The sequence below is a fragment of the Streptomyces sp. NPDC051576 genome (assembly GCF_040681835.1).
In the GTDB taxonomy this organism is placed as follows: Bacteria; Actinomycetota; Actinomycetes; order Streptomycetales; family Streptomycetaceae; genus Streptomyces.
In genome coordinates, this window is the sequence record NZ_JBFAZO010000008.1 from 289,013 (window position 1) to 309,854 (window position 20,842).

At 70.5% G+C, this 20,842-nt stretch carries 20 protein-coding genes; 8 read left to right on the forward strand and 12 right to left on the reverse strand.

What is annotated here, in order from left to right; genetic code table 11:
* The first annotated feature begins 318 nt into the window (after nt 1-318).
* On the forward strand, nt 319-1,032 hold the full coding sequence (locus AB0M63_RS26935; RefSeq protein WP_366021207.1) for a TetR/AcrR family transcriptional regulator: 714 nt from the start codon (nt 319-321) through the stop codon (nt 1,030-1,032).
* Between the two features lie 370 nt (nt 1,033-1,402).
* Here the strand turns inward: AB0M63_RS26935 and AB0M63_RS26940 are convergent, their stop codons facing one another.
* Complete coding sequence (locus AB0M63_RS26940; protein WP_366021208.1) at nt 1,403-3,124, reverse strand: MFS transporter; 1,722 nt, start codon at nt 3,122-3,124, stop codon at nt 1,403-1,405.
* Complete coding sequence (locus AB0M63_RS26945) at nt 3,121-3,582, reverse strand: MarR family transcriptional regulator (protein ID WP_355908825.1); 462 nt, start codon at nt 3,580-3,582, stop codon at nt 3,121-3,123. Before AB0M63_RS26945 ends, AB0M63_RS26940 begins: the two co-directional genes overlap by 4 nt.
* 89 nt (nt 3,583-3,671) lie before the next feature.
* On the opposite strand from AB0M63_RS26945, the gene AB0M63_RS26950 reads away from it, so the two are divergent.
* Together AB0M63_RS26950 and AB0M63_RS26955 are read left to right on the forward strand one after the other, a co-directional pair.
* Nucleotides 3,672-4,259, forward strand: coding sequence for a sigma-70 family RNA polymerase sigma factor (locus AB0M63_RS26950; protein WP_366021317.1), 588 nt, complete (start codon nt 3,672-3,674; stop codon nt 4,257-4,259).
* The gene (locus AB0M63_RS26955) at nt 4,256-4,876 is read left to right on the forward strand and encodes a hypothetical protein (RefSeq protein WP_366021209.1); all 621 of its coding nucleotides are present in this window, start codon (nt 4,256-4,258) and stop codon (nt 4,874-4,876) included. The genes AB0M63_RS26950 and AB0M63_RS26955 overlap by 4 nt, the downstream gene beginning before the upstream one ends.
* 21 nt (nt 4,877-4,897) lie before the next feature.
* On the opposite strand, the gene AB0M63_RS26960 is transcribed toward AB0M63_RS26955, so the two are convergent.
* The 7 genes from AB0M63_RS26960 to AB0M63_RS26990 all read right to left on the reverse strand — a co-directional run bounded on the left by AB0M63_RS26960 (nt 4,898) and on the right by AB0M63_RS26990 (nt 12,502).
* Nucleotides 4,898-5,740 (reverse strand): PaaX family transcriptional regulator C-terminal domain-containing protein, encoded by an 843-nt coding sequence (locus AB0M63_RS26960; protein WP_366021210.1) that lies wholly within the window; start codon nt 5,738-5,740, stop codon nt 4,898-4,900.
* Nucleotides 5,741-5,752: 12 nt separating this feature from the next.
* On the reverse strand, nt 5,753-6,181 hold the full coding sequence (locus AB0M63_RS26965) for an acyl-CoA thioesterase (protein WP_355908836.1): 429 nt from the start codon (nt 6,179-6,181) through the stop codon (nt 5,753-5,755).
* Complete coding sequence (locus AB0M63_RS26970; protein ID WP_366021211.1) at nt 6,178-8,547, reverse strand: bifunctional salicylyl-CoA 5-hydroxylase/oxidoreductase; 2,370 nt, start codon at nt 8,545-8,547, stop codon at nt 6,178-6,180. The genes AB0M63_RS26965 and AB0M63_RS26970 overlap by 4 nt, the downstream gene beginning before the upstream one ends.
* Nucleotides 8,544-10,184: an AMP-binding protein gene (locus tag AB0M63_RS26975; protein WP_366021318.1), complete on the reverse strand. Its 1,641-nt coding sequence runs from the start codon at nt 10,182-10,184 to the stop codon at nt 8,544-8,546. The genes AB0M63_RS26970 and AB0M63_RS26975 overlap by 4 nt, the downstream gene beginning before the upstream one ends.
* A gap of 70 nt (nt 10,185-10,254) precedes the next feature.
* Complete coding sequence (locus AB0M63_RS26980) at nt 10,255-11,193, reverse strand: acyl-CoA thioesterase domain-containing protein (RefSeq protein ID WP_366021212.1); 939 nt, start codon at nt 11,191-11,193, stop codon at nt 10,255-10,257.
* On the reverse strand, nt 11,190-11,675 hold the full coding sequence (locus AB0M63_RS26985) for a cupin domain-containing protein (RefSeq protein ID WP_355908845.1): 486 nt from the start codon (nt 11,673-11,675) through the stop codon (nt 11,190-11,192). The genes AB0M63_RS26980 and AB0M63_RS26985 overlap by 4 nt, the downstream gene beginning before the upstream one ends.
* A gap of 2 nt (nt 11,676-11,677) precedes the next feature.
* Nucleotides 11,678-12,502 (reverse strand): fumarylacetoacetate hydrolase family protein, encoded by an 825-nt coding sequence (locus AB0M63_RS26990; protein WP_355908848.1) that lies wholly within the window; start codon nt 12,500-12,502, stop codon nt 11,678-11,680.
* Between the two features lie 131 nt (nt 12,503-12,633).
* On the opposite strand from AB0M63_RS26990, the gene AB0M63_RS26995 reads away from it, so the two are divergent.
* The 3 genes from AB0M63_RS26995 (at nt 12,634) to AB0M63_RS27005 (ending at nt 15,781) form a co-directional block, all read left to right on the forward strand.
* Nucleotides 12,634-13,053: a RidA family protein gene (locus AB0M63_RS26995; protein WP_355908851.1), complete on the forward strand. Its 420-nt coding sequence runs from the start codon at nt 12,634-12,636 to the stop codon at nt 13,051-13,053.
* Nucleotides 13,054-13,232: 179 nt separating this feature from the next.
* Nucleotides 13,233-15,062, forward strand: a complete 1,830-nt coding sequence (locus tag AB0M63_RS27000) for an ATP-binding protein (RefSeq protein WP_366021213.1) — start codon at nt 13,233-13,235, stop codon at nt 15,060-15,062.
* On the forward strand, nt 15,059-15,781 hold the full coding sequence (locus AB0M63_RS27005; RefSeq protein WP_366021214.1) for a response regulator transcription factor: 723 nt from the start codon (nt 15,059-15,061) through the stop codon (nt 15,779-15,781). The genes AB0M63_RS27000 and AB0M63_RS27005 overlap by 4 nt, the downstream gene beginning before the upstream one ends.
* Before the next feature lie 14 nt (nt 15,782-15,795).
* Here the strand turns inward: AB0M63_RS27005 and AB0M63_RS27010 are convergent, their stop codons facing one another.
* Entirely contained in the window at nt 15,796-16,218 is a 423-nt protein-coding gene (locus AB0M63_RS27010; protein WP_366021215.1) for a response regulator, read from the reverse strand.
* Nucleotides 16,219-16,431: 213 nt separating this feature from the next.
* Between AB0M63_RS27010 and AB0M63_RS27015 the strand changes: the two genes are divergently transcribed.
* Nucleotides 16,432-17,667 (forward strand): hypothetical protein, encoded by a 1,236-nt coding sequence (locus AB0M63_RS27015; RefSeq protein WP_366021216.1) that lies wholly within the window; start codon nt 16,432-16,434, stop codon nt 17,665-17,667.
* Between the two features lie 10 nt (nt 17,668-17,677).
* Here AB0M63_RS27015 and AB0M63_RS27020 read toward each other — a convergent pair whose 3' ends face one another.
* Nucleotides 17,678-19,126, reverse strand: coding sequence for a carboxylesterase family protein (locus AB0M63_RS27020; protein WP_366021217.1), 1,449 nt, complete (start codon nt 19,124-19,126; stop codon nt 17,678-17,680).
* Nucleotides 19,127-19,213: 87 nt separating this feature from the next.
* On the opposite strand from AB0M63_RS27020, the gene AB0M63_RS27025 reads away from it, so the two are divergent.
* Complete coding sequence (locus AB0M63_RS27025) at nt 19,214-20,215, forward strand: AsnC family transcriptional regulator (protein WP_366021218.1); 1,002 nt, start codon at nt 19,214-19,216, stop codon at nt 20,213-20,215.
* A 127-nt stretch (nt 20,216-20,342) separates the two neighbouring features.
* On the opposite strand, the gene AB0M63_RS27030 is transcribed toward AB0M63_RS27025, so the two are convergent.
* Nucleotides 20,343-20,828, reverse strand: coding sequence for a MarR family transcriptional regulator (locus AB0M63_RS27030; RefSeq protein ID WP_355908869.1), 486 nt, complete (start codon nt 20,826-20,828; stop codon nt 20,343-20,345).
* Nucleotides 20,829-20,842 lie beyond the last annotated feature (14 nt).

The window sequence follows — 20,842 nt, forward strand, 5'->3', positions numbered from 1 at the left end:
GCATTGTCGTCCGACCCGCAGCCGGTCAGGCCGAGACCGGCCACCAGGGTGACCGCGGCCAGGGCGGCGATCCGCCTCGGGTGTCGAGGCCGTCGCCCATGCTTCCCCTGGTCGTGGCCCGTAATCGCGTCGTGTCCATGCATCGAGTCTTCTCCTGCCGCTGCCGTGTCCGTGTGAAGGTGAATCCGGAGATTGCATCTCCGTTTCGCTGAGCGGCACCGTAACACAAAGCGGAGATTCAATCTCCGGTTGGGGTGGGGGGTGCGGTCATACGATGGCCGGAACGATCACCGCCTCTGATGAAAGTGAGATCCCTGCGTGGCGACTCCCTCCGCATCCGGCGCGACCGGCGAGGCGCGTGCACCCAGGCCGCGGCGCGACCGCGAGGCGAACCGCGGCAAGCTCCTCGCCGCCGCCCGAGAGGTGTTCCGTGATCACGGCCTGAAGGCGACCCTGGACGATGTCGCCCGCCATGCCGGGCTCGGCGTGGGGACGGCCTATCGCCACTTCCCGAACAAGCAGGCTCTGATCGACGAGTTGGTCGACGACATGTTCGCCCGCGTCGAGGAAGCCACCCGGGAGGGCGCGGAGGACGGTGACGCCTGGCGCGGGTTGACGGTCAGTCTGGAGCGCGTGGCCGAACTGCAGGCGCTCGACCGTGGCCTGCGCGAGGTCGTGCTCCACAGCGACCGTGCGGTGCCGGCCGGGCTGCGACACCGGGAACAGATCAGGCGGAACGTCGATCTCGTGGTCGAGCGAGCCAAGGAGCAGGGCGTTCTACGCGCGGACGCGGAGCCCTGGGACCTGGTCGTGGTCCAGCAGATGCTGGCCGCGGTGACCGAGCGAAGTGGACAGCCGGAGCTGTGGCGGCGCTATCTGAGGTTGCTGTTGGACGGGTTGCGGGCAGGCCCCGAGCGCACGGAACCGCTGCCCGGCGAGGACTACGGCAAGCGGCTGGATACGCAGGGATCGAACTGGATCGGGCCGCCGCCACCGAGCGCGGATGTCCAGGGCCCACCGCGCGACTTGTAGTCCACGGGCAGAACCGTCTCGTCCACGTCCCGCTCGCGTTGCGGTACCGCCAGTACCGCACGGCGCGGCGACCCGCTCGGCCCGCGGCAAGCCGCCGGCCGAGCGGCCTCGGCGCGCGCCTGCTCGACCGGCCGACGCGCGAACCCGTCGGCGACAGCAAGTTCCTCCAGCACGTCGCGGTTTCTGCGGCACCTGCTGGCTCAACTTCTCTGCCTGCACATCCAGTTCGGCCCTGCGGGCCCTGATCAATTCACGAAGGTCCGCTTCAGCGCCCTGCGCCACGTTGATGTACCTGCCGCCCGGATCGTACGGATGATGTCCGTCTCGCACATGCCGGAAAACACAGACTTCGCCCTACGGCGAGGGACGCTCAGGCCCCGCCGTCGCGCAGCGCCGGCAGTGTCGCGGACGTGAGGGGACGAGGTGTCCTGTCGGGGTCGACGAGGACGACCGTGCAGGTGGCCGCGTGGGTGAGGGCGGTGGTGAGGCTGCCTTCCGCGAACTGGGTGAGGGGGCCGTGCGGTGAGCGGCCGACGGCGACGACGCGGGCGTCCGTGTCGGTGGCGTGGCGGGCCAGTACGCGGCCGGCTGCGGCGTGGTCGCCGACCGTGGTGAGGATCTGACCGGTCGCCGCGATGCCCTGCCGGGCGAGGCGGTCGAGGTGGGCGGTCACGGCGGCGCGGGCCTGGTCGGGTGTTTCGGTGTCGGCGGCCTGTTCTTCGACCACGGCGGTCAGTTGGACGTGCACGACCTCCAGCGGGCTCTGCGTGTCGCGGGCGAGCCGGGCCGCCGCGTCGACGATGGCGGGGGCCCGGTCATGGGCGGCGACGGCGACGATGACCGGTGAGGTGCTCCCGCTCGGGACCTTGCCGACGGGGATGAGGGCGGGGGTGACGGACTCGCCCTCGCCGACGCCCTGTTCGGCCTCGCGGAGCAGGCGGTGGCCGCTGGCGAGGACCGGGATGGCGAGCAGGAAGGTGACGGCGCCGAGGTAGAAGGGGACGCTCAGGTCGGTCGCGTCGGCGAGTTTGCCGGCCACGTACGGGGCCAGGCCGCCGCCGATGAAGCGCAGGAAGCCGTACGCGGAGGAAGCCACGGGCCGTTCCACCGGCGAGACGAGCATGACGGCCTGGGTGGTCAGGGTGTTGTTGATGCCGATGAAGGCTCCGGAGACGATGACCGCCACGATGACCACGGTCGGCGTGGCGACGCCCGCGGCGATCACGGCCATCACGACGGAGAGGCCCGCCAGGTTGGCGTAGAGGACGGGCGCGGTGCCGTAACGGGCCTGTAGGCGTGGGGCGAAGAAGACGCTGAAGGCGGCGACGAGCAGGCCCCAGCCGGTGAAGACGAGGCCGAGTTGATGGGCGCTCAGTTCCATGGGATAGGGCGCGTAGCCCAGCATGGTGAAGAAGCCCCAGTTGTAGAGCAGGGCCATGATGCCCATCGTCAGCAGTCCGCGATGGCGCAGCGCCTTCAGGGGTGCGAGGGGCGAGGTGACACGTTCCGGCTTGGGAAGGCTCGGCACGAACAGGGCGGTGGCGACGAGCGCGACGGTCATGAGGACCGCGACGCCGAAGAACGGGCCGCGCCAGCTGATGCCGCCCAACTCGCCGCCGAGCAGCGGTCCTACGGCGATGCCGAGACCCAGCGCGGTCTCGTACAGGATGATCGCGCCACCGAATCCGCCGCTGGCCGAGGCCACGATGACGGCCAACGACGTGGCGATGAACAGAGCGTTGCCCAGGCCCCAGCCCGCGCGGAAGCCGACGATGCCGTTGATGGAGCCGGACGTGCCGGCCAGCGCGGCGAAGACCACGATGACCGCGAGGCCTATGACGAGGGTGCGCTTGGCGCCGAAGCGGCTGGAGAACCAGCCCACGAACAGCATCGCCACCGCCGTCACGATCAGATAGCTGCTGAACAGCAGGGAGACCTGGCTCGGCGTGGCGTGCAGGCTGTCGGCGAGGGCGGGCAGGATCGGGTCGACGAGCCCGATCCCCATGAAGGAGATGACGCAGGCGAACGCGACGGCCCAGACGGCCTTGGGCTGCCGGAACGGGCTGGCGGCAGTTCCGTGTGGTGCGCTCATGTGTGCTTGTCCTCCTGGGTGTCGATCGCTCTGGCCAGGGCCGGGAGGGCTACCCGCACCGCCCGCTGTTCCGGACCGGTCAACTCCTCGATGAGCAGGTGCAGGGCGTGGGCGCGTTCCGCGCGCCGCTGCCGGGAGACCTCAAGACCCGTGTCGGTCACCTCCACCAGGACGCCCCGGCCGTCGCTCCGGTCCGCGGTGCGCCGCACCAGGTCCGCGCGCTCCAGCCGCGTGACGAGCTGGGTCATGTTCGGCTGGGAGACGCCCTCGGCCCGGGCCAGATCGGTGAGGCGGCACGGGCCCTCACGGCCCAGGCGTCCGAGGACGGCGGAGGCGGCCATGCTCAAGCCGCCGGTGACGGCGCTCTGGCGGACGTAGCGGACCATCCGTTCTACGGCGATGATCAGGTCCTCCGACGAGGTCTCGGAGGACGTCGGATCCATAACCCGCTTATGCATAACGGCATTATGCACTTACGTGTAGCGTGAAACAAGATGTGGTGCGGAAAGGAACCGGCCGGTGCCGGACAGTACGGGTTGTGGAATCCATGACGGAACAGGAAGCGAGCCGGATGCGGCGCGCGCGCTTCGAAAGCCTGGCGCACGTGGTGGTGGAGCCGCTGCACCGGTACCTGCTGCGACGGACGGGCGTCGACCTGGTCGAGGACGTCCTGTCGGAGACGATGCTGGTGCTGTGGCGTCGTATCGACGATGTCCCCGGGCTCGGAACAGGCTCCATGTCCGGTTCGGGGCCCGGTCCTGATCCCGATGACGTGTTGCCGTGGTGCTACGGGGTGGCGCGTGGCTGTCTGGCGAACGCCCGCCGTGCCGACGGACGCAGGCTCCGGTTGGTGGAGCGGCTGGGCCGGGCGCAGGAGCGGGCTCCCGCCGATGCCGCCGATCACGGCGAACTGCATGCCGCGCTCGACGCCCTCGCGGAGCAGGACCGTGAGGTGGTGCGCCTGTGGGCGTGGGAGGGGCTGGCGCCGCGTCAGATCGCGGAGGCGACCGGGATGACGCCCAACGCGGTGAGCATCCGGCTCCACCGGGCGAAGAGGAAACTCGCCGCACAGTTGGGGCGAAAGGATGCCGAACACGCCGGACACAAGAGTGATGAAGGAAGGAGCAGTCAGTGAACGACGACGAGCTGCTGGCGCTGCTGAAGTCCGCGGACCCCGCACTGACCCCGAACGCTCCGCTGCCCGACGTCGACCGTCTTGTGGAGGCCACCTTGAACACCGCTACCGCACTCCCGTCGGCGACCGCCGCCGACAGCCCGACCCGCCCCGCGAAGACGGTGGCGGGACAGGGACGCCGCCGTCTCCTCGGACTCGCGGCGGCTGCCGCCCTGTTGATGCTCGGCGGCGGTATCGCCGGAGGAATCATGGCGAACGACGACAACGGTCACTCGACCTCGGCCGGCCCCCTGACTCTCACCACCGCGAGCGGCTCCGCCAACGCGAAGTGCGCGGAGCCCAGCCCCGACACACTGCGCCCGTACCCGACCCTCTTCGCGGGAACGGTCACCTCCATCAAGGGGCAGATGGTCACCTTCCATGTCGAGTACTGGCTCAAGGGCGGTGGCACGGAGACGGTCGTGCTCGACAGCGGCACGGACCAGCCGGAGAGGCTGACGTTCCTGAACGGTGAGCGCTACATCGTGGCTGCCAAGGACGGCGTCGTCCCGATGTGCGGCGCGAACGCGGCGTCCGCCGGGACCGTCAACGAGTTCCGGCAGGCGTTCGGCAAGTGAGCGCGTGAACTCACCGCCGGATCAAGGGGATTCGTCCAGCAGGCGTCGGGCGAACTCGTGCGCCGGTGCCGCCAGGGCCTGGCGCAGGGTGGAGAAGAGGTCCGCCGCGGTGGTGCCGGACCAGGTGGCGGGGAGGAGGGTGCCGGGCAGGCCCGGGTCGAGGTAGGGCAGTCGGCGCCAGGCGGTCAGGACGTGGACGTAGTCGACGAACGCGTCCTGCTGCTTCCCGGTTTCGGTCCAGCGCGCCGCCATCGGCGTGAACTCGGCGACGAAATCGTCGTAGAGCTTCTGGAGCGCGTCCAAGTCCCACCAGCGGCCCACCTGTTCGGCGGGGTCACCGAAGGCCACGTAGTCGGCGCGGAACAGGTCGACGTACTGGTCCAGGCCGTGCCGGAGCAGGTGGTCGCGGGTGTCGTCGAGTGCGTGGGCCGGGGCGATCCAGACCCCGGACGAGACCGTGCCGAAGCCCAACCAGGCCAGTCGTGAACGGAGTTGGTGGCGGTGCTGCCGTTCGCTCTCCGGCACGGAGAACACGGCGACGACCCAGCCCTCGTCGGTGGCGTCGTTGCGTTCGAAGATGCGCCGGTCACCGGTCTCCAGGACCGCACGGGCGTACGGCGAGAGCGCGTAGCCCGCGCGGCCGTCCCGGCGCTCGGCCACCAGGATCTCGCGGCGCTTGAGCCGGGAGATCGACGAGCGGACGGCCGGGGCGTCGACGTCGAGTTCGGCGAGCAGCCGGATCAGGGTGCTGACACTGATCCAGCCGCCGACCTCGCGCGCGTAGAGGCCGTACACCGTCACGATCAGGGATCGCGGCGGTGCGGGCTGGCCCGGGCTGTCGTCAACGAGGTCGCTTGCCGTCACGATCGTAGTATTTCAGTGCGCTTCGGAGACATCGGCCGCACCCAGCGCCGCGCGCCACGCGGCCGGCCAGGGCGCGCTGCCGCCGGTCTCCTTGTCGGGGACGTGCACGGTGACATAGCTGCCCCGGGCGGCACGCAGGCGCGGCCTCTCGCCGGAGGTGTCGCGCCACACCTCGAAGCCGAAGGTCATCGAGGACCGGCCGAGACGGATCAGTTCGACCCGCGTCTCGACCTCCTCGCCGAAGCGGATGGACGCCTCGAACTCCACCTCGTAGCGCACCCGGGGGGCCACCGGGAAGTAGCCCGGGATGTCGTACGCGCGCATCAGCTCGGCCTCCGCCGCCTCGGCGAACCGGACGACCGTGGTGTTGTGGTAGATCCCGGCCGCGTCCGTGTCGATCCACTCCACCCGGGCCCGGTGGACGCCGTAGGGGCCGCTCATTCCGGCGCCCGGCCGGGAGTCCACCGCAGGTGCACGGCGTCCCGCGGAGTGTCCCGAAGCAGCGCGAGACGCGGGCGGACCGCGTCCGTCCGCGATGTGGGCGGCTTGCGGCGGCCGGCCGCGAACTGCGTCGGCCAGTCGGCACCCGGGCCCCGGTACTCCTGCTCGGCGGCGGCCTGAAGGGTCCACTGCGGGTTGTAGAGGTGGGTGCGGCCGAGCGCGCACAGGTCGGCGCGGCCGGCCAGCAGGATCGAGTTGACGTCGTCGTACGACGAGATCGCTCCTACGGCGATCACGGCCGCGCCCGCCGGAGCGGCGACCTCGTGCCGGATCCGGTCGGCGAACGGGGTCTGGTACGAGCGGCCGTAGGCAGGCTTCTCGTCCTTGGTGACCTGACCGGACGACACGTCGACGGCCGCCGCGCCATGGGCGACGAAGGCCCGTGCGATCTCGACCGCGTCGTGCTCGGTGTTCCCGTCGGGGGCCCAGTCGGTGGCGGAGATCCGGACGGTCACCGGGCGGTCGGCGGGGAAGGCGGACCGTACGGCGTCGAAGACCTCCAGCGGGAAGCGCAGCCGGTTCGGCAGGTCGCCGCCGTACTCGTCGGTGCGGTGGTTGGCGATGGGGGAGAGGAAGGAGGAGAGGAGGTAGCCGTGGGCCGCGTGCACCTCCAGCAGGTCGAAGCCCGCGTCGGCGCCGCGCCGGGCGGCGGAGACGAAGTCGGCGACGACCGCGTCCATGTCGGCCCGGGTCATCTCGCGCGGCACATGGCAGCCGGTGCCGTACGGCAGGGCGGACGGGCCTACGACCTCCCAGTTGTCCTCTTCGAGCGGCTGGTCCATGCCCTCCCACATGAGGCGGGTCGAGCCCTTGCGGCCCGAGTGGCCGAGTTGGAGGCCGACCTTCGCGGTGCTGCGGTCGTGGACGAACGAGGTGACCCGCGCCCACGCGTCGCGCTGTGTGTCGTTCCACAGGCCCGTGCAGCCCGGGGTGATGCGCCCCTCGGGGGAGACGCAGACCATCTCCGTCATGACCAGACCGGCGCCGCCGAGCGCCTTGGAGCCGAGGTGGACGACATGGAAGTCGTCCGGCACGCCGTCGGCGGCGGAGTACATGTCCATGGGGGAGACGATGATCCGGTTCTTCAGCTCCAGGCCGCCGATGGTGAACGGCTGGAACATCGCCGGGGCGGACTCGGCCAGGCCCTGGGACTCGGCGAAGCCGCGTTTGATCAGGTCGGCGAAGCCCGGGTCGCGGTCCTTGAGGTTGTCGAAGGTGATCCGGCGGGAGCGGGTGAGCAGGTTGAAGCAGAACTGCGCGGGATCCTGCCCGGCGTAGCGGCCGATGTTCTCGAACCACTCCAGCGAGGCCTGGGCGGCACGCTGGGTGGACTCCACCACCGGGCGGCGCTCGGTCTCGTACGCCGTCAACGCCTCGTCCACGGTGGGGTGTTCGTGCAGGCAGGCGGCGAGGGCGAGGGCGTCCTCCATGGCCAGTTTGGTGCCGGAGCCGATCGAGAAGTGGGCGGTGTGGGCGGCGTCGCCGAGCAGGACCACGTTGTGGTGGTGCCAGCGCTCGTTGCGGACCGTCGTGAAATTGAGCCAACGGGAGTTGTTGGTCAGGAGTTTGTGGCCGGCGAGTTCCCCGGCGAAGATCTCGCGGATGCGGGCGATCGACTCCTCGTCGCTGACGCCGGGCGGGAACTGGGTGCCCTCCGTCGCGTCGAGGCCTGCCTTGCGCCACACATCCTCGGCCATCTCGACGATGAAGGTCGAGCCGGCGTCGGAGTAGGGGTAGCCGTGGATCTGCATGGTCCCGAACTCGGTCTGCTTGACGAGGAATTGGAAGGCCTCGAAGACCCGGTCGGTGCCCAGCCACATGTATTTGTTCGTGCGTTGGTCGAGGGAGGGGACGAAGGCGTCGGCGTACTTGGTGCGTACGGCCGAGTTGATGCCGTCCGCCGCGACCACCAGGTCGTAGGACCTGCGGAGTTCGTCGACGTCCGGGGCGAGGGTCCGGTAGTGCACGGTGACGCCCAGTTCGGCGGCCCGGTCCTGGAGGATGTGCAGCAGGTCCTTGCGGGCCATCGCCGCGAAGCCCTGGCCGCCGACCGTGAAGGGGTGGCCGTTGAACTCGATGTCGATGTCGGTCCACCGGGCGAACCGGCTCTCCATGGCGTCGTGGACGACGGTGTCCGCGTTCTCGATGCCCCCGAGGGTCTCGTCGGAGAAGACCACGCCGAAGCCGAAGGTGTCGTCGGGGGCGTTGCGCTCCCACACGGTGATCTCGTGACCGGGGTCCAACTGCTTCATCAGCGCGGCGAGATACAGACCGCCCGGCCCGCCGCCCACGATCGCGATCCTCATGCCTGGTTCTCCTTCTCGACGATCCGGCGCAGCAGGAAGTGCTGGAGCTTTCCGCTGGTGTTGCGGGGCAGCTCGTCGCAGAACCGCACCGCACGCGGGTACTTGTAGGGCGCCAGCTGAGCCTTGACGTGATCCTGGATGTCCTTGACCTTGGCGTCGTCGCCGACGACCCCCTCGCGGAGCACGACGAAGGCGCACACGACCGAGCCGCGCTCGGGGTCCGGCTTGGCGACCACCGCGGACTCGACGACGTCCGGGTGGGTGTTGACCGCGGACTCGACCTCGGGACCGCCGATGTTGTAGCCGGAGGACACGATCATGTTGTCGGTGCGGGTGCGGTAGTAGAAGTAGCCGTCCTCGTCGCGGACGAAGGTGTCGCCCGTGACGTTCCAGCCGCGCACCACGTAGTTCTCCTGCCGCCGGTCGTCGAGATAGCGGCAGCCGACCGGGCCGATCACGGCCAGCCGCCCCTCGACACCGGGGCCGACCTCCTCGCCGTCCAGGTCGAGGATGGTGGCCCGGTATCCGGGGACCGGCCTGCCGGTCGAGCCGGGCCGGATGTCGTCACCGGCGGCGGAGATGAAGATGTGGATCATCTCGGTGGCGCCGATGCCGTCGATGACCTTGATGCCGGTCTCCTCGTGGAGCTGCTGCCACACCTCTTCCGGTATGTGCTCCCCGGCGCTCACCGCACCGCGCAGACCGTGCAGCCTGTCCGCCTTCCCGGCCTTGAGGATCTGCCGGTACGCCGTCGGCGCGGTCGCCAGTACGGTGACCCCCGCCTCGGCGACCAGCTCGGCCAGCGGCTCCGGCGCGACGGCCTCCGTCAGCAGCGCGCACGCCCCGGCCCGCAGCGCGCAGACGACGAGGATGCCGAGCCCGAACGTGAACGCGAGCGGCGCCGTGCACGACACGAGATCGTCGGGCCGCAGCCGGAGTGTGTGCCGGCCGAAGGTGTTGTCGATCGACAGGATGTCCCGGTGGAAGTGCGTGGTGATCTTCGGTACGCCGGTGCTGCCCGAAGTGGGTCCGAAGAGGGCGACGTCGTCGGCGGCGGTGTCGACCGCGCTGAACTCCGCCGGTTTCGCGGCCACTTGGCGCGTCAGGTCGTCGGGCGTGTCGCCGCCGTACGCCACGATCCTGAGGTCCGGCAGTACGGCGTCGCGTACGGCCTCGACGTCCGCGATGAACCGGTGGTCGACCAGGGCGACGGCCGGGCGGGTCTTCTCCACCACGGGGGTCAGCTCGCGGGCCCGCAGCGCCGCCATGGTGGTGACGACGATGCCGCCGGCCTTGAGGACGCCGAGCCAACACGCCACGATCCACGGGTTGTTGGGGGCGCGGAGAAGGACCCGGTTGCCGGGGACCAGGCCGAGGTCCTCGGTGAGGACGTGGGCGATCTGGTTGGCGCGGCACAGCAGTTCGCCGTAGGTCCACACCTCGCCGTCCGGCGTGCGCAGGGCCGGACGGTCGGGGCCGAAGGCGGCGGTGGGGACGTCGATCAGTTCGGTGCCGGCGTTCAGGCGCTCCGGGTACTGGAGTTCGTCGGTGGTGAACTCCAGTACCGGCCACAGGTCGCGGGGTGGAAGGTGGTCGCGGGCGAACGTGTCCGGATAGGCGGAGGGCGCGAGGCCCATCGGGTCCGGGTGATCCTTGTGGTCCATCGGGAGGTTCCTTTCCGCAGGTTGAGGGTGGGCCGTGCGGGAATCAGGAGCTGCGGATCAGGCCTTCCTGAACGACGGTGGCCACGTGCGTACCGGTCGTGGTGAAGAAACGGCCGACGGCGAGGCCGCGACCGGCGTCGGCGGCGACGGCCTCCTGGGCGTAGAGGAGCCACTCGTCCATGGGGCCGGGCCGGTGGAACCACATCGCGTGGTCGAGGCTGGCGGTGACCAGTCCCGGCAGCGCCCACGGCAGGTCCAGCACGCGTAGGACCGGTTCGAGGATCGTGTAGTCGCAGACGTAGGCGAGCGCGGCGAGGTCGCGCTGCTCGTCGGTCAGGCCCTCGACGGGGCGCAGCGTGTCGAACGGTCTTACCCACACGGCCTGTTGGGGCACGCGCTCACCCTCGACCGTGAGGTAGACGGGCCCGGGCACGTGCCGCATGTCGAAGCTGCGGCCGCCGCTCCAGTACTCCTCGGAGGTATCGGTCATCGTGCCCCGGGGCGCTGCGGTGTCGCGCAAGTACGAGGCCGAGCTGGGCAGTTCGGTGGGTTCAGGTACGCCGACGGGGGGTTCGGCGGCGAAGGTCGCTCCCGGCTCGCCCGCGGCGAAGTTGGCGAGGCAGGTGTAGACGGGCTTGCTGTTCTGGAAGCCGCGGACCTGCCGGGTGGCGTAGCCCCGGCCGTCACGGAGCAGCTCCACCTCGTAGCGGACCTCAGCGCCGATGTCGACCGGCCGCAGGAAGTAGGAGTGCATCGAGTGCAGGGTCTTGCCCTCGACCGAGCGCATCGCGGCGGCCGTGGCCTGGGCCACCATGTCGCCGCCGTACGCCTTCGGCCATGGGCAGGGCTGGGTGGTCGCGGTGAAGGCGAGGTCGAAGTGCTCGGGCTCGACGGGGGTCAGCGCGATCGCGTCGGTGAAGGTCGCCGAGGTCGGGTCGGAGCGGACGTCGGCGCCGGTGCTGGTGGATCGGGAGTCGGTCACGGCCGGTCCAGCCAGTCGCGCAGGTCGGCGTCGGCCACCTGTTCCAGGTTGACCACGATGTTCTCCGGGGTGCGGGTCGTCATCCAGGTCAGCGGGTTGTTCCGGTCGAGATTGCACTCGACGTGCGGCATGAACGGCGGGACGAACACCCAGTCGCCCTCCGACAGGTCGAGGTAGTCCTCGAACCGCTCGCCGAAGTAGATCCGGGCCCGGCCCGAGAGGACATAGCCACCGGTCTCGGCCTCGCCGTGGTGGTGGGGGACGGATCGGTACCCCGACTCGTTGCTCACCTTCCCGAACCACAGCTTCGTGGCCGGCGTGTGCTGGACGGAGACCCCGGAGATCCGGCTCGCGCCGGCGGACTGGCCGGTGGCACCGACCTCCAGACCGGCGCGGGTCACGACCGGTACGACAAGGCCGGACTCGTTGGCGTAGACCGAGTTGTCGCCCTCTAGGACGTACTTGGAGAAATCGGGTTCCATGATCAGCTCCTGGAGTCGGTGAGACGGAGACGGTTGCGGAGGGTGCCGATGCCGGGGATCTCGGTCTCGACGAGATCGCCGTCGGCCAGATGGACCGGCGGGATCATGCCCGACCCCACACCGCCGGGGGTGCCGGTGAGCACGAGGTCGCCGGGACGCAGCACCGTGAAGGTGGAGACATAGGCGAGCAGATCGGCCGCGTCGAACACCAGCGTGCGCGTGTTGCCGCGCTGCCGCTCGACGCCGTTGACCCGGCAGATCACCTCGACGCCCGCGACCGGGTCCAGTTCGTCGGGGGTGACGACCACCGGCCCGAGCGGGGTGGTGCGGTCCCAGGCCTTGCCCTGGAACCACTGGAGCGTGCGCTTCTGCCAGTCCCGCACGCTGATGTCGTTCGCGACTGTGTACCCGGCGATCGCCCGCCCGGCCGTGTCCCGGTCCGCCCCGCTCAGCTCGGCCCCGACGACGACCGCCAGCTCCGCCTCCCAGTCCACGTCCAGGCCGTGCGGCAGGACGAGGTCGTCCTCGGGGCCGGTCAGGGTGTCGGCGTACTTGGCGAAGAGCGTGGGGTGGGCGGGCAGCTCGCGGCCCATCTCCGTGATGTGGTCCGCGTAATTGAGCCCGCAGCACACGACCTTCCGCGGCGACGGCAGCGGCAACACCGGGATGGCGCCGGGCAGTTCGGGCCCCGCGAGGCCCGAGACACGTTCCGGTGCGGTGGTCGCCAGCAGCGCGGAGAGGTCATCGGCCGGCAGCGCCCGCCAGCGGTCGCCGTCGAGGACGGCGGCCGTAGTGCGGCCTTCGTGGGCCACGGTGGCGAGCTTCATGGGTGATCTCCCTCGGGCTGGCGGCGGCCGGAGCGGCCGGGCTGCGATATAGCGAGATTTTCACGACCGTCGAAAACAGTCAATAGATGGGTTAGGCTGACCGCACCAGCCCGTCCGAGGAGGAACCCGCAATGACGACTCCGATCCCGGTGAACCCGCCCTCGCTCCCCGCGCCGAGCGGCTACTCGCACGGCACGCTCAGCGGCAACACGCTCTACCTGGGCGGACAGACGGCCCTGGACGCGGACATGCGGATCGTCCCCGGCGGCATCGTCGAGCAGTTCCGGCAGGCGTTCGGCAACGTGCTCACCACACTGCGGGCGGCCGGCGGTATCCCCGAGGACCTGGTGAGCCTGACGATCTACCTCACCGACATCCCCGACTACCAGGCGCACGGCAAGGAGATCGGCAAGGTCTGGCGCGAGCTCGCGGGCCCGGTCTACCCGGCGATGGCGGGTATCGGCACCACCGCGCTCTGGCAGCCGGAGGCGATGATCGAGATCCTCGGCGTCGCGGTGATCCCGGAGGAGCGGCTCAGTCCTGAGCTATAGCGCCTGGCGGTACGGGGCCGCCGCAACTCGCCCGTCTGTGGACGGAGTTACCGGAATGCGAGGATTCCGCCACGAGAGCCGTCACTTCGGCGCTACGGTGAGTAGTCGCGTCGTTGGGGGAGGGGGCGGCTTACTTGTCTGGTGCCGCGGACGTGCCGTCCCCGGGCGCGGTGCCCGTCGTGACGACGCCCAGGGGAGGGCGGCGGGTCTCGCCTTCGTGGCTTCGGATACGACGACTGCCGGCCCGCCGTGAGGCCGTTGTCCTGGCCGTGTCCGGCGCGGTGTTCGGGACGTACGTACTGATCGTGACGGCGCCGGGCCGGTACACCACCACGACCACGATCCTGTTCTCGGGAGCCGTCGGCGGCCTGTACCTGGGCGCGGGGCTGCTGGCGCGGCTGCGGCGGCCCGGCAACCGGGTCGGGCTGATGATGCTGCTCGTGGGGATCGGCTGGTTCGCGGAGGACCTGCAGATCAGCCCGGATCCGGTCGTGCACACCGTGGGACTGCTCGTCCGTTCGGCGTCCAGCGGGTTCCTCGTCCCGCTGCTGCTGATGTTCCCGGACGGCCTGCTGCGGTCCCGGATCGACCGGGTACTGGCCGGCGCCGGATATCTGACGGCTTTCGGGCTGATGCCGGTGAGCGTGCTGTTCTCCACCTCGGTCGTACGGAACCTGCTGCTGGTGCACCCCGTGGACTGGTTGCGGCAGGCGACGGACGTGGTGCAGTTCGTCATGAGCGGAGCGGTGGTCGCTGTCCTGCTGGTCCGCTGGGCGACCGCCACCCGCCCGGCCCGGCGGGTGCTCGCCCCGCTCTTCGCCGTCGGCCTGGTGGGCGGTCTCGCCTCCGCGCTGGACGGGATGCTCGGGACCGGGCCTTCCTGGACGCACACCCCTCTCATCAACATCGCCCATGTGTCCGTGCTCCTGCTGCCGCTGGCGTTCCTGGCCGGGGTGTGGCGGGTCCGGATGGGCCGGACCGCCGTGGCCGACCTGCTCCGCCGGATGCCGCTCGCGTCGGAGGAAGACCTGCGGGACGCGCTCGCGAAAGCGCTCGGCGACAGCTCCGTAGAGGTGGGTTTCCCTGCCCCGGACGAGACCGGATACGTCGACAGCCGGGGCCGTACGCTCACCGCCGAGCCCGGACAGCAGGTCAGCCCGCTGGAACGCAACGGCCGGCGGGTCGGCGTCCTCCTCCATGACCCGGCGCTGCGCGAGGACCGGTATGTGCTGGAGGCGGTCGTGTCGGCGGTGGCCCTGGAACTGGACAACCAGCGGCTCGCCGCCGAGGTGCGCGCGCAGTTGGCCGAGGTACGTGCCTCCCGCGCCCGCATCGTCGAAGCGGGCGACGAGCAACGCCGACGGATCGAGCACGATCTGCACGACGGCGCGCAGTCGCGGTTCGTCACCGCGCTGGTCACGCTCCGGCTGGCCCGCCGACAGGTGGCGAACCAGCCCACGCGTGACCAGGACCTGGCCGAACTGCTCGACCGTATCGCTGAGTTGATGGGCGAGGGCATGGACCAGCTACGCGACCTCGCGCACGGAATCCACCCGGCTGTCCTCAGCGAGACGGGACTCGTGGCCGCCCTGGAGATGATCGCCGCCCGGTCTCCGTGCCCGGTCCAGGTCAGCGCGGCAGCGGTGCCCGAGCTGCCGCGGCCCCTCGCGGCCACCGCATACTTCGTGGCGGCGGAAGCGGTCACCAACGCCCTGAAGCACGCCCACGCGACGGCCATCGGCATCGACGTCCGGTACGAGGACGGCGTGCTGCGGCTCACGGTCGCCGACGACGGTGTCGGCGGTGCCGACCCGGACGGGGGCACCGGACTGCTCGGTCTTCGGGACCGGGTCGCGGTGTTCGACGGCGAGATGACGGTCAGCAGCGCGCCGGGTCGAGGGACGGTCGTGTCGGCCACGTTGGTGACCGGAAGCTCCGGGCAGCCAGGTTCCGAGGACGCGCGCTCCGGGCGGGCGGCTTCGGCCGAGGGGGAGGACGGACGAGGATGACGGCTTCGGGAACGCCGCCGGAAGGGGGACGGCCAGGAGACGAGCCGGCGGCCCGCCCTTTGAACATCGTGCTCGCCGACGACGAAAGGCTGTTCCGGTCCGCGCTGGCCGCGCTGCTGGAGAGCAGAGGGCACCAAGTCACCGCGCAGGTCGGCGACGCCGACGCACTGCGCACGGCGGTCGCCCGCACCGAACCCGACCTCGCGGTGATCGACATCAGGATGCCGCCCACGAAACGGCTCGAAGGCCTGCGGGCCGCGGTGGACATCCGGCAGTCCCATCCCGGTGTCGGGATCCTCCTGCTCTCCCAGAGCGTCCAGGTCACCCATCTCACCGAACTGACGGGTTCCGGCGTCAGGGGCGTCGGCTATCTCCTCAAGGAACGGGTGGCCGACGAACACTTCCTGGACACGGTGCGCCGTATCGCCCAGGGAGAGTGCGAGTTCGACCAGGAGGTCCTGCGCCTGCTCTTCAACGGCCCCCACCGGGACGACGGTCTGGCCAGGCTCAGCACCCGGGAACTGGAGGTGCTGAAGCTCATGGCGCAGGGGCTGACCAACCCGGCCATCGCGAGTCAGCTCGTGGTCACCGTCAAGACGGTCGAGACCCATGTCGGCAGCGTCTTCAGACGACTCGCACTCCCCGACGAGAGCGAGGGCGAGTACCACCGGCGGGTCCTCGCCGTTCTGACGTATCTGCAGTCCGACCGAGCCGTCTGACCGCCACCGCGTCTTCAGAACTCCGGGCCGAGGTGAGGAGTCTCGCCGCCCGTGCGCGATTGCCCGTGACCGGCGCCGTCCGGGGCGGCGAAGCGGGCCAGCGCGGCGGCCGACAGCCGCGCCTTCGGCAGAAAACCGGCCGCCGGAGAGCAGGCGATCCGCCCGCCGAACTCGTCGGCCTCGCGCACGGAACACAGCACGATCACCACGTCCGTCGCCAGCGCCTTCAGCTCGTGGGCGGCGGCGAACACGTCCTCGCCCGGCAGCCCCAGATCCAGGAGCACGAGGTCGGGCCGTTTGCCCCGGGTGATCTCCGTGACGGCGGCCGACGCCGAAGCGGCCTCCGACACGGCGTACGCACCGTCGGCCTCCAACAAGGCGCGCACGGCGGCTCGGTAGGCGGGATCGTCGTCCACGACAAGCACGCTGCGGCCCATGACCTCATGCTGGCGGACTCCATGGGCGAGGGCATCAGGGCCAGCACCGAGAACACCGGTCCAGGGACGGGTGGCTGCCCCGAAGACCCGGACCCCGCTTCGAAATCACACTGGTCGGACAGCCCACGAACGCGGGCGCGACCCGGTGTGCTCAGCCCGGCGTACGACCCGCGGATCGGGATTCGTTTTCGGGGGGAACGTATGCGGGGTTCCATGGTGAGGCTATCCGTGCCGGTACTGCTCGCGGCGCTGCTGGCCACCGGTTGCAAGAAGCCGGCCCAGGAGGTGACGGGTTCCTTCAAACCCGCTTTCCTGCCGGTGACGTTCACGATCGACTCGTCGGGCAACATCAGCGTCACCGCGGACGCGTCGATCGTCACACCGCTGGGCGAGGTGTCGGTGTCGGGATTCCAGCAGGAGCTGGGCAACCCCAAGCCGTACCTCGTGGCGGCCATCCGGCATCTGACGCGGGGTACGGCAGCCGACCAGAGCGCGTACGTGGACCGGACCACGGGGCCGGTCCACGTCGCGTCCGCGGGATACGCCAACTACGCCGAAGAGAGCGGAAGTTCGGTCTACTCGCTCTACAGGATCGAGGCGAAGGGCCGCAATGTCCGGCCCGCGCTGAACGGACAGCCCCTCGCCCTGGCGCAGAGCGGCACGATCGTCGTCGACGCCACGCGGACACGGTCGGGCAGCGTGACCCAGTTGCGGATAGCCGACGCCCCGAAGGAACAGGACTCGCCCGTGCCGACCAGTACGGCGTCCTCGTGCGCGGGAACCGACGCCATCGGCATCACGCTCCCCGAGGTGTCCGCGGGAGCCGAAGTCACCGACACCGTGGCCCAGTTGACGGCCGACTGCCTTCAGGTGCAGTACGCGGCGGAGCAGGCCGACGGTACGGCGGAGGGCACCGTCTCGCGGGTCGTGATCCCCACCGAGGGCTCGGCCGACCCGGTGCGACTGCCCCCGGTCGACGAGGGCGCCCCGAAGCCGGGGGACCACGTGACCGTGAGCCGACGATCGCCGGCCACGGTGTATGTCGCGGCGACGGCGCCCTCGCCTTCGCCGAGCGACACCGACGAACCCTCCGACCAGCCTTCGGAGCAGCCCTCCGACACTGCCGTGCCGGGGACCACACCGGTGGAGGGCGCCGCGTACGCGCCCGTCCGCACTGCCCCTGGAACCGCCGGGGACCAGACCAGCCACATCGAACCGGGAGGCGAGTACAACGCGGTGTGCGTCACCCACGGCGAGACGGTGCAGGCCCACGGCTACACGAGCGACCTGTGGGCCGAGTTGCTCCTCAGCGCCGGCGGCACCGGCTGGGTCACGGCCACTGCGCTCGCCGGCGGCCCCGACGGTCTGTCACTTCCCGACTGCCCGGACACCGGGACCGCGACCGACAGCCCTTCGCCGACGCCTTCGGATGCCACACCGACCGGCTGAGGACCGACGATCACCGGACTCGGCCGAAGTGCCGGATGCGCGCGGGAGTTTCGGGTGTGTAAGGCAGCCAGTCGTCGACCGAACCGGTCGTGACGAACTGGGTGACCGCGGTCGCGAACGTGCGGCCCAGCGCCCGTACGGCGTCGGTGGGGCGGCCCAGCATCGGGCTGTCCGGGTAGGCGTCGAAGGTGTTGAAGAGGAAGGGCAGTTCGGAGCAGTGGGTGGCGCCCAGGGCGTGCTCGTCCTCGGTCGGACGGTAGTCGAACCGGTAGACGTAGGTCGCGTTGCCGCCCGCCGCGTGGTGGTCGGCGATCCGCAACGAGCCGTCGCGGAACAGCTCGTCGGTCTGCACCGCCGTGAAGACCTGCGCGGCGGTGGGCGCCTCAAGGCGGGCGGCGTACCGCTGATAGATCTCGGTGGCCCGGTCGCCGACCTGGCCGGTCAGGAGGTCCAACGCACCGGCGGGGGTGAGGTTCTGGATGTGCGGGTCGAAGGTGGTGAAGGCCGTCGCCTCGTCCCGGGTGGTACCGATCAGCAGCCCCTTGCCCTCCAGCGCACCGTCCGTGAGCGCCCGCAGCAGGTCTTGGGGGACGCCGGGGCCACCGAGCACCGGATACATGGGCGGGGCGGCGTTGCCCGGACGCGCGAGTTGGCCGGCGAGCCGTCCGTAGGCGGACAGCAACTGTTCGGCGGGCAGGGCGCGCAGTGCCTTGGCGGCATCCGCTCCGGCCGGCACGTCGAGCAGCCGTAGATAGGCCTCGGCGTTCTCGGTCGCGCTCTGCGGGTCCTGCGGCACCAGACCGAAGGGACCGCTCTGCAGCAGCACCCGGTTCACGCATCCCGAGGTCTTCGGATCGAGTGCCAGCGACAGCGCCGAATACGCTCCGGCCGACTGCCCGCCGACGGTCACCCTGCGCGGATCGCCGCCGAAGGAGGCGATGTTGTCCCGCACCCAGGCCAGCAGGGCGGCCTGGTCCTGGGGACCGAGGTTGGCCGCGCCGATCTCCGGCATGTAGAGGTAACCCAGCGGACCCACACGGTAGTTGGCGGTGACCACCACGATGTCGCCCAGCGCGGCCAGTCGGCCCCCGTCGTACCAGTCCCAACCGCCGGAGCCGCTGGTGAAGCCGCCCCCGTGCCACCACACCAGGACCGGGAGGGACGCGTTGTCCTCGAACGCCCGTGGAGGAGTGTGGACGTTGACGGTCAGGCTGCCGTCCTCGTCCCAGTCCGGCACCCGGTGCCCCATCACCTGTTCCAGGCGGGAGGCGCCCTGCGGGACGGCCGGTCCGGCCTGCACCGCATCCCGCACCCCGGTCCATCCCGCGTGCGGTCGCGGCGGCGCGAAGCGCAACTCACCGACCGGCGACGCCGCGTACGGGATTCCCCTGAAGGAGATCGCCTCGCCCTGCGTGATGCCCCTGACCTTGCCCCGATCCGTCTCCGCGACAGCCGCCATCATGCGCACCTCTCTCGTTCCGGTTGCTCTGACACGTTTCTATCCCTGAGTATTGATCCGAGCCAGAAAGAGGAGTTGAAAGCGAGAATGAAGGACAAGAGTCCCAGGAATACGGCGAAAGCAAGCCATCCGTTGAACGAGACGGACAGCCGGATCGCCGCCGCGCTGCTGGCCTCCCCGCGGGCTTCGTGGCGCACCCTCGGACGCGTCCTGGGCATCTCGGAGCGCACCGTGGTGCGGCGCGCGGCACCGCTGTTCCACGACAGGACCCTGCGCGCCACCGCCGTACGCAACCCCGTGTGGTTCCCCGACCTGATTCCGCTGGCCCTGCGCATCCGGTGCCGCCCCAACCAGATCAGCGCCATCGCCGCCACCCTCGCCCGCCGCGCCGACACCGTCTGGGTGGACGTCCTGGGCGGCGGCGACGAGATCTGCACCATCCTGTTCCTGGACGGGCCGGACGCGCGCAACTCGCTGCTGCTGCGCGATCTTCCGGCCACCCCCGCGATCCAGTCGTGGACCTCGCACGTCCTGCTACGGGTCTTCCCGGCGGCCTTCGACTGGAGCGGCGGCCTGCTGACGGAGGCCGAGCTGGCGAGCCTGAGACCGGACACCTCCGCCCCTGCCGCCCGCTCGGCCCTCCAGCCGCTCGACCAGGCGCTGATCACCGCTCTCGTCGAGGACGGCCGAGCCTCCTACACCGACCTCGCCCAACGCGCCGACACCACCCCCCTCACCGCCCGGCGCCGACTGGAGGCGCTGGTCGGCGACCAGGTCCTCAGGCTCGCGACCGAGGTCGACCTCGCCCGGCTGGGCATCCGTGCCGAGGCACTGCTGTGGATCACCGTGGCACCCGGCGGCCTGGAGGAGACGGGCCGGCAACTCAGCCGCCACCCGCAGGTCCGCTTCGCCTCCGCCACCACCGGCGCGGCCAATCTCCTCGTGGCCGTCGCCGCCGCCGACCTCGACGCGCTCTACCACTTCCTGAGCGACACCCTCGGCGCCCTCACCCACATCACCACCGTCGAGGTCACCCCCATCCTGAGCGGCGTCAAGAGAACCGGTCTGGTGCGGCCTGGCAGTCTCTGACCTGGCCCAACTGGCGAGGTGCCACCGGAATCGGCGGGTTCGGCGGCGCCCTTGAGCACGCGCGGACACCGCCACCGCGCACCAGCCGGTTCAAGGCGGTGGCGTCCCGTGACTCGCCCGCCGTGGATCAGGATCCCGAGGACGCGTCCCGATCGGGGAGTGTGCTCAGGTCGATCCCGTGGTTGTCGGCGTCGGAGGTCACGATCCGCGTCGCCAGCCGCGACAGCCGCTTCCGGTCGGCCTCCGACAACGGCGCGACGGATCTCTCGATCAGCTCCGCGAACCGCGCGCCGATCTCCTCGCCGAGGCGGCGGCCGTCGTCGGTGATCGACACCTGAAAGGAGCGGCGGTCGACCGTGCTGGCGGTGCGGGTGACCAGCCCGCGGCGTTGGGCGCGGTCGACGAGGCCGGTGATCGAGGACTTGTCGAGGCCGAGGTGGCGGCCGAGCTGGTTCATCGTCGGTTCGCGGTCCCGCAGAATCCCCAGGAGCCGTGTCTGGGTGATCGACAGGTCGTACCGTCCCGCGATCTCGGCCAGGCCGTTCTGTACCAGGAACGACAGTTGAGCAAGGGCGTCGACCAGCCCGAGATCCTCTTCCTTGGGTGACGTCATGTGCGGATTCTACT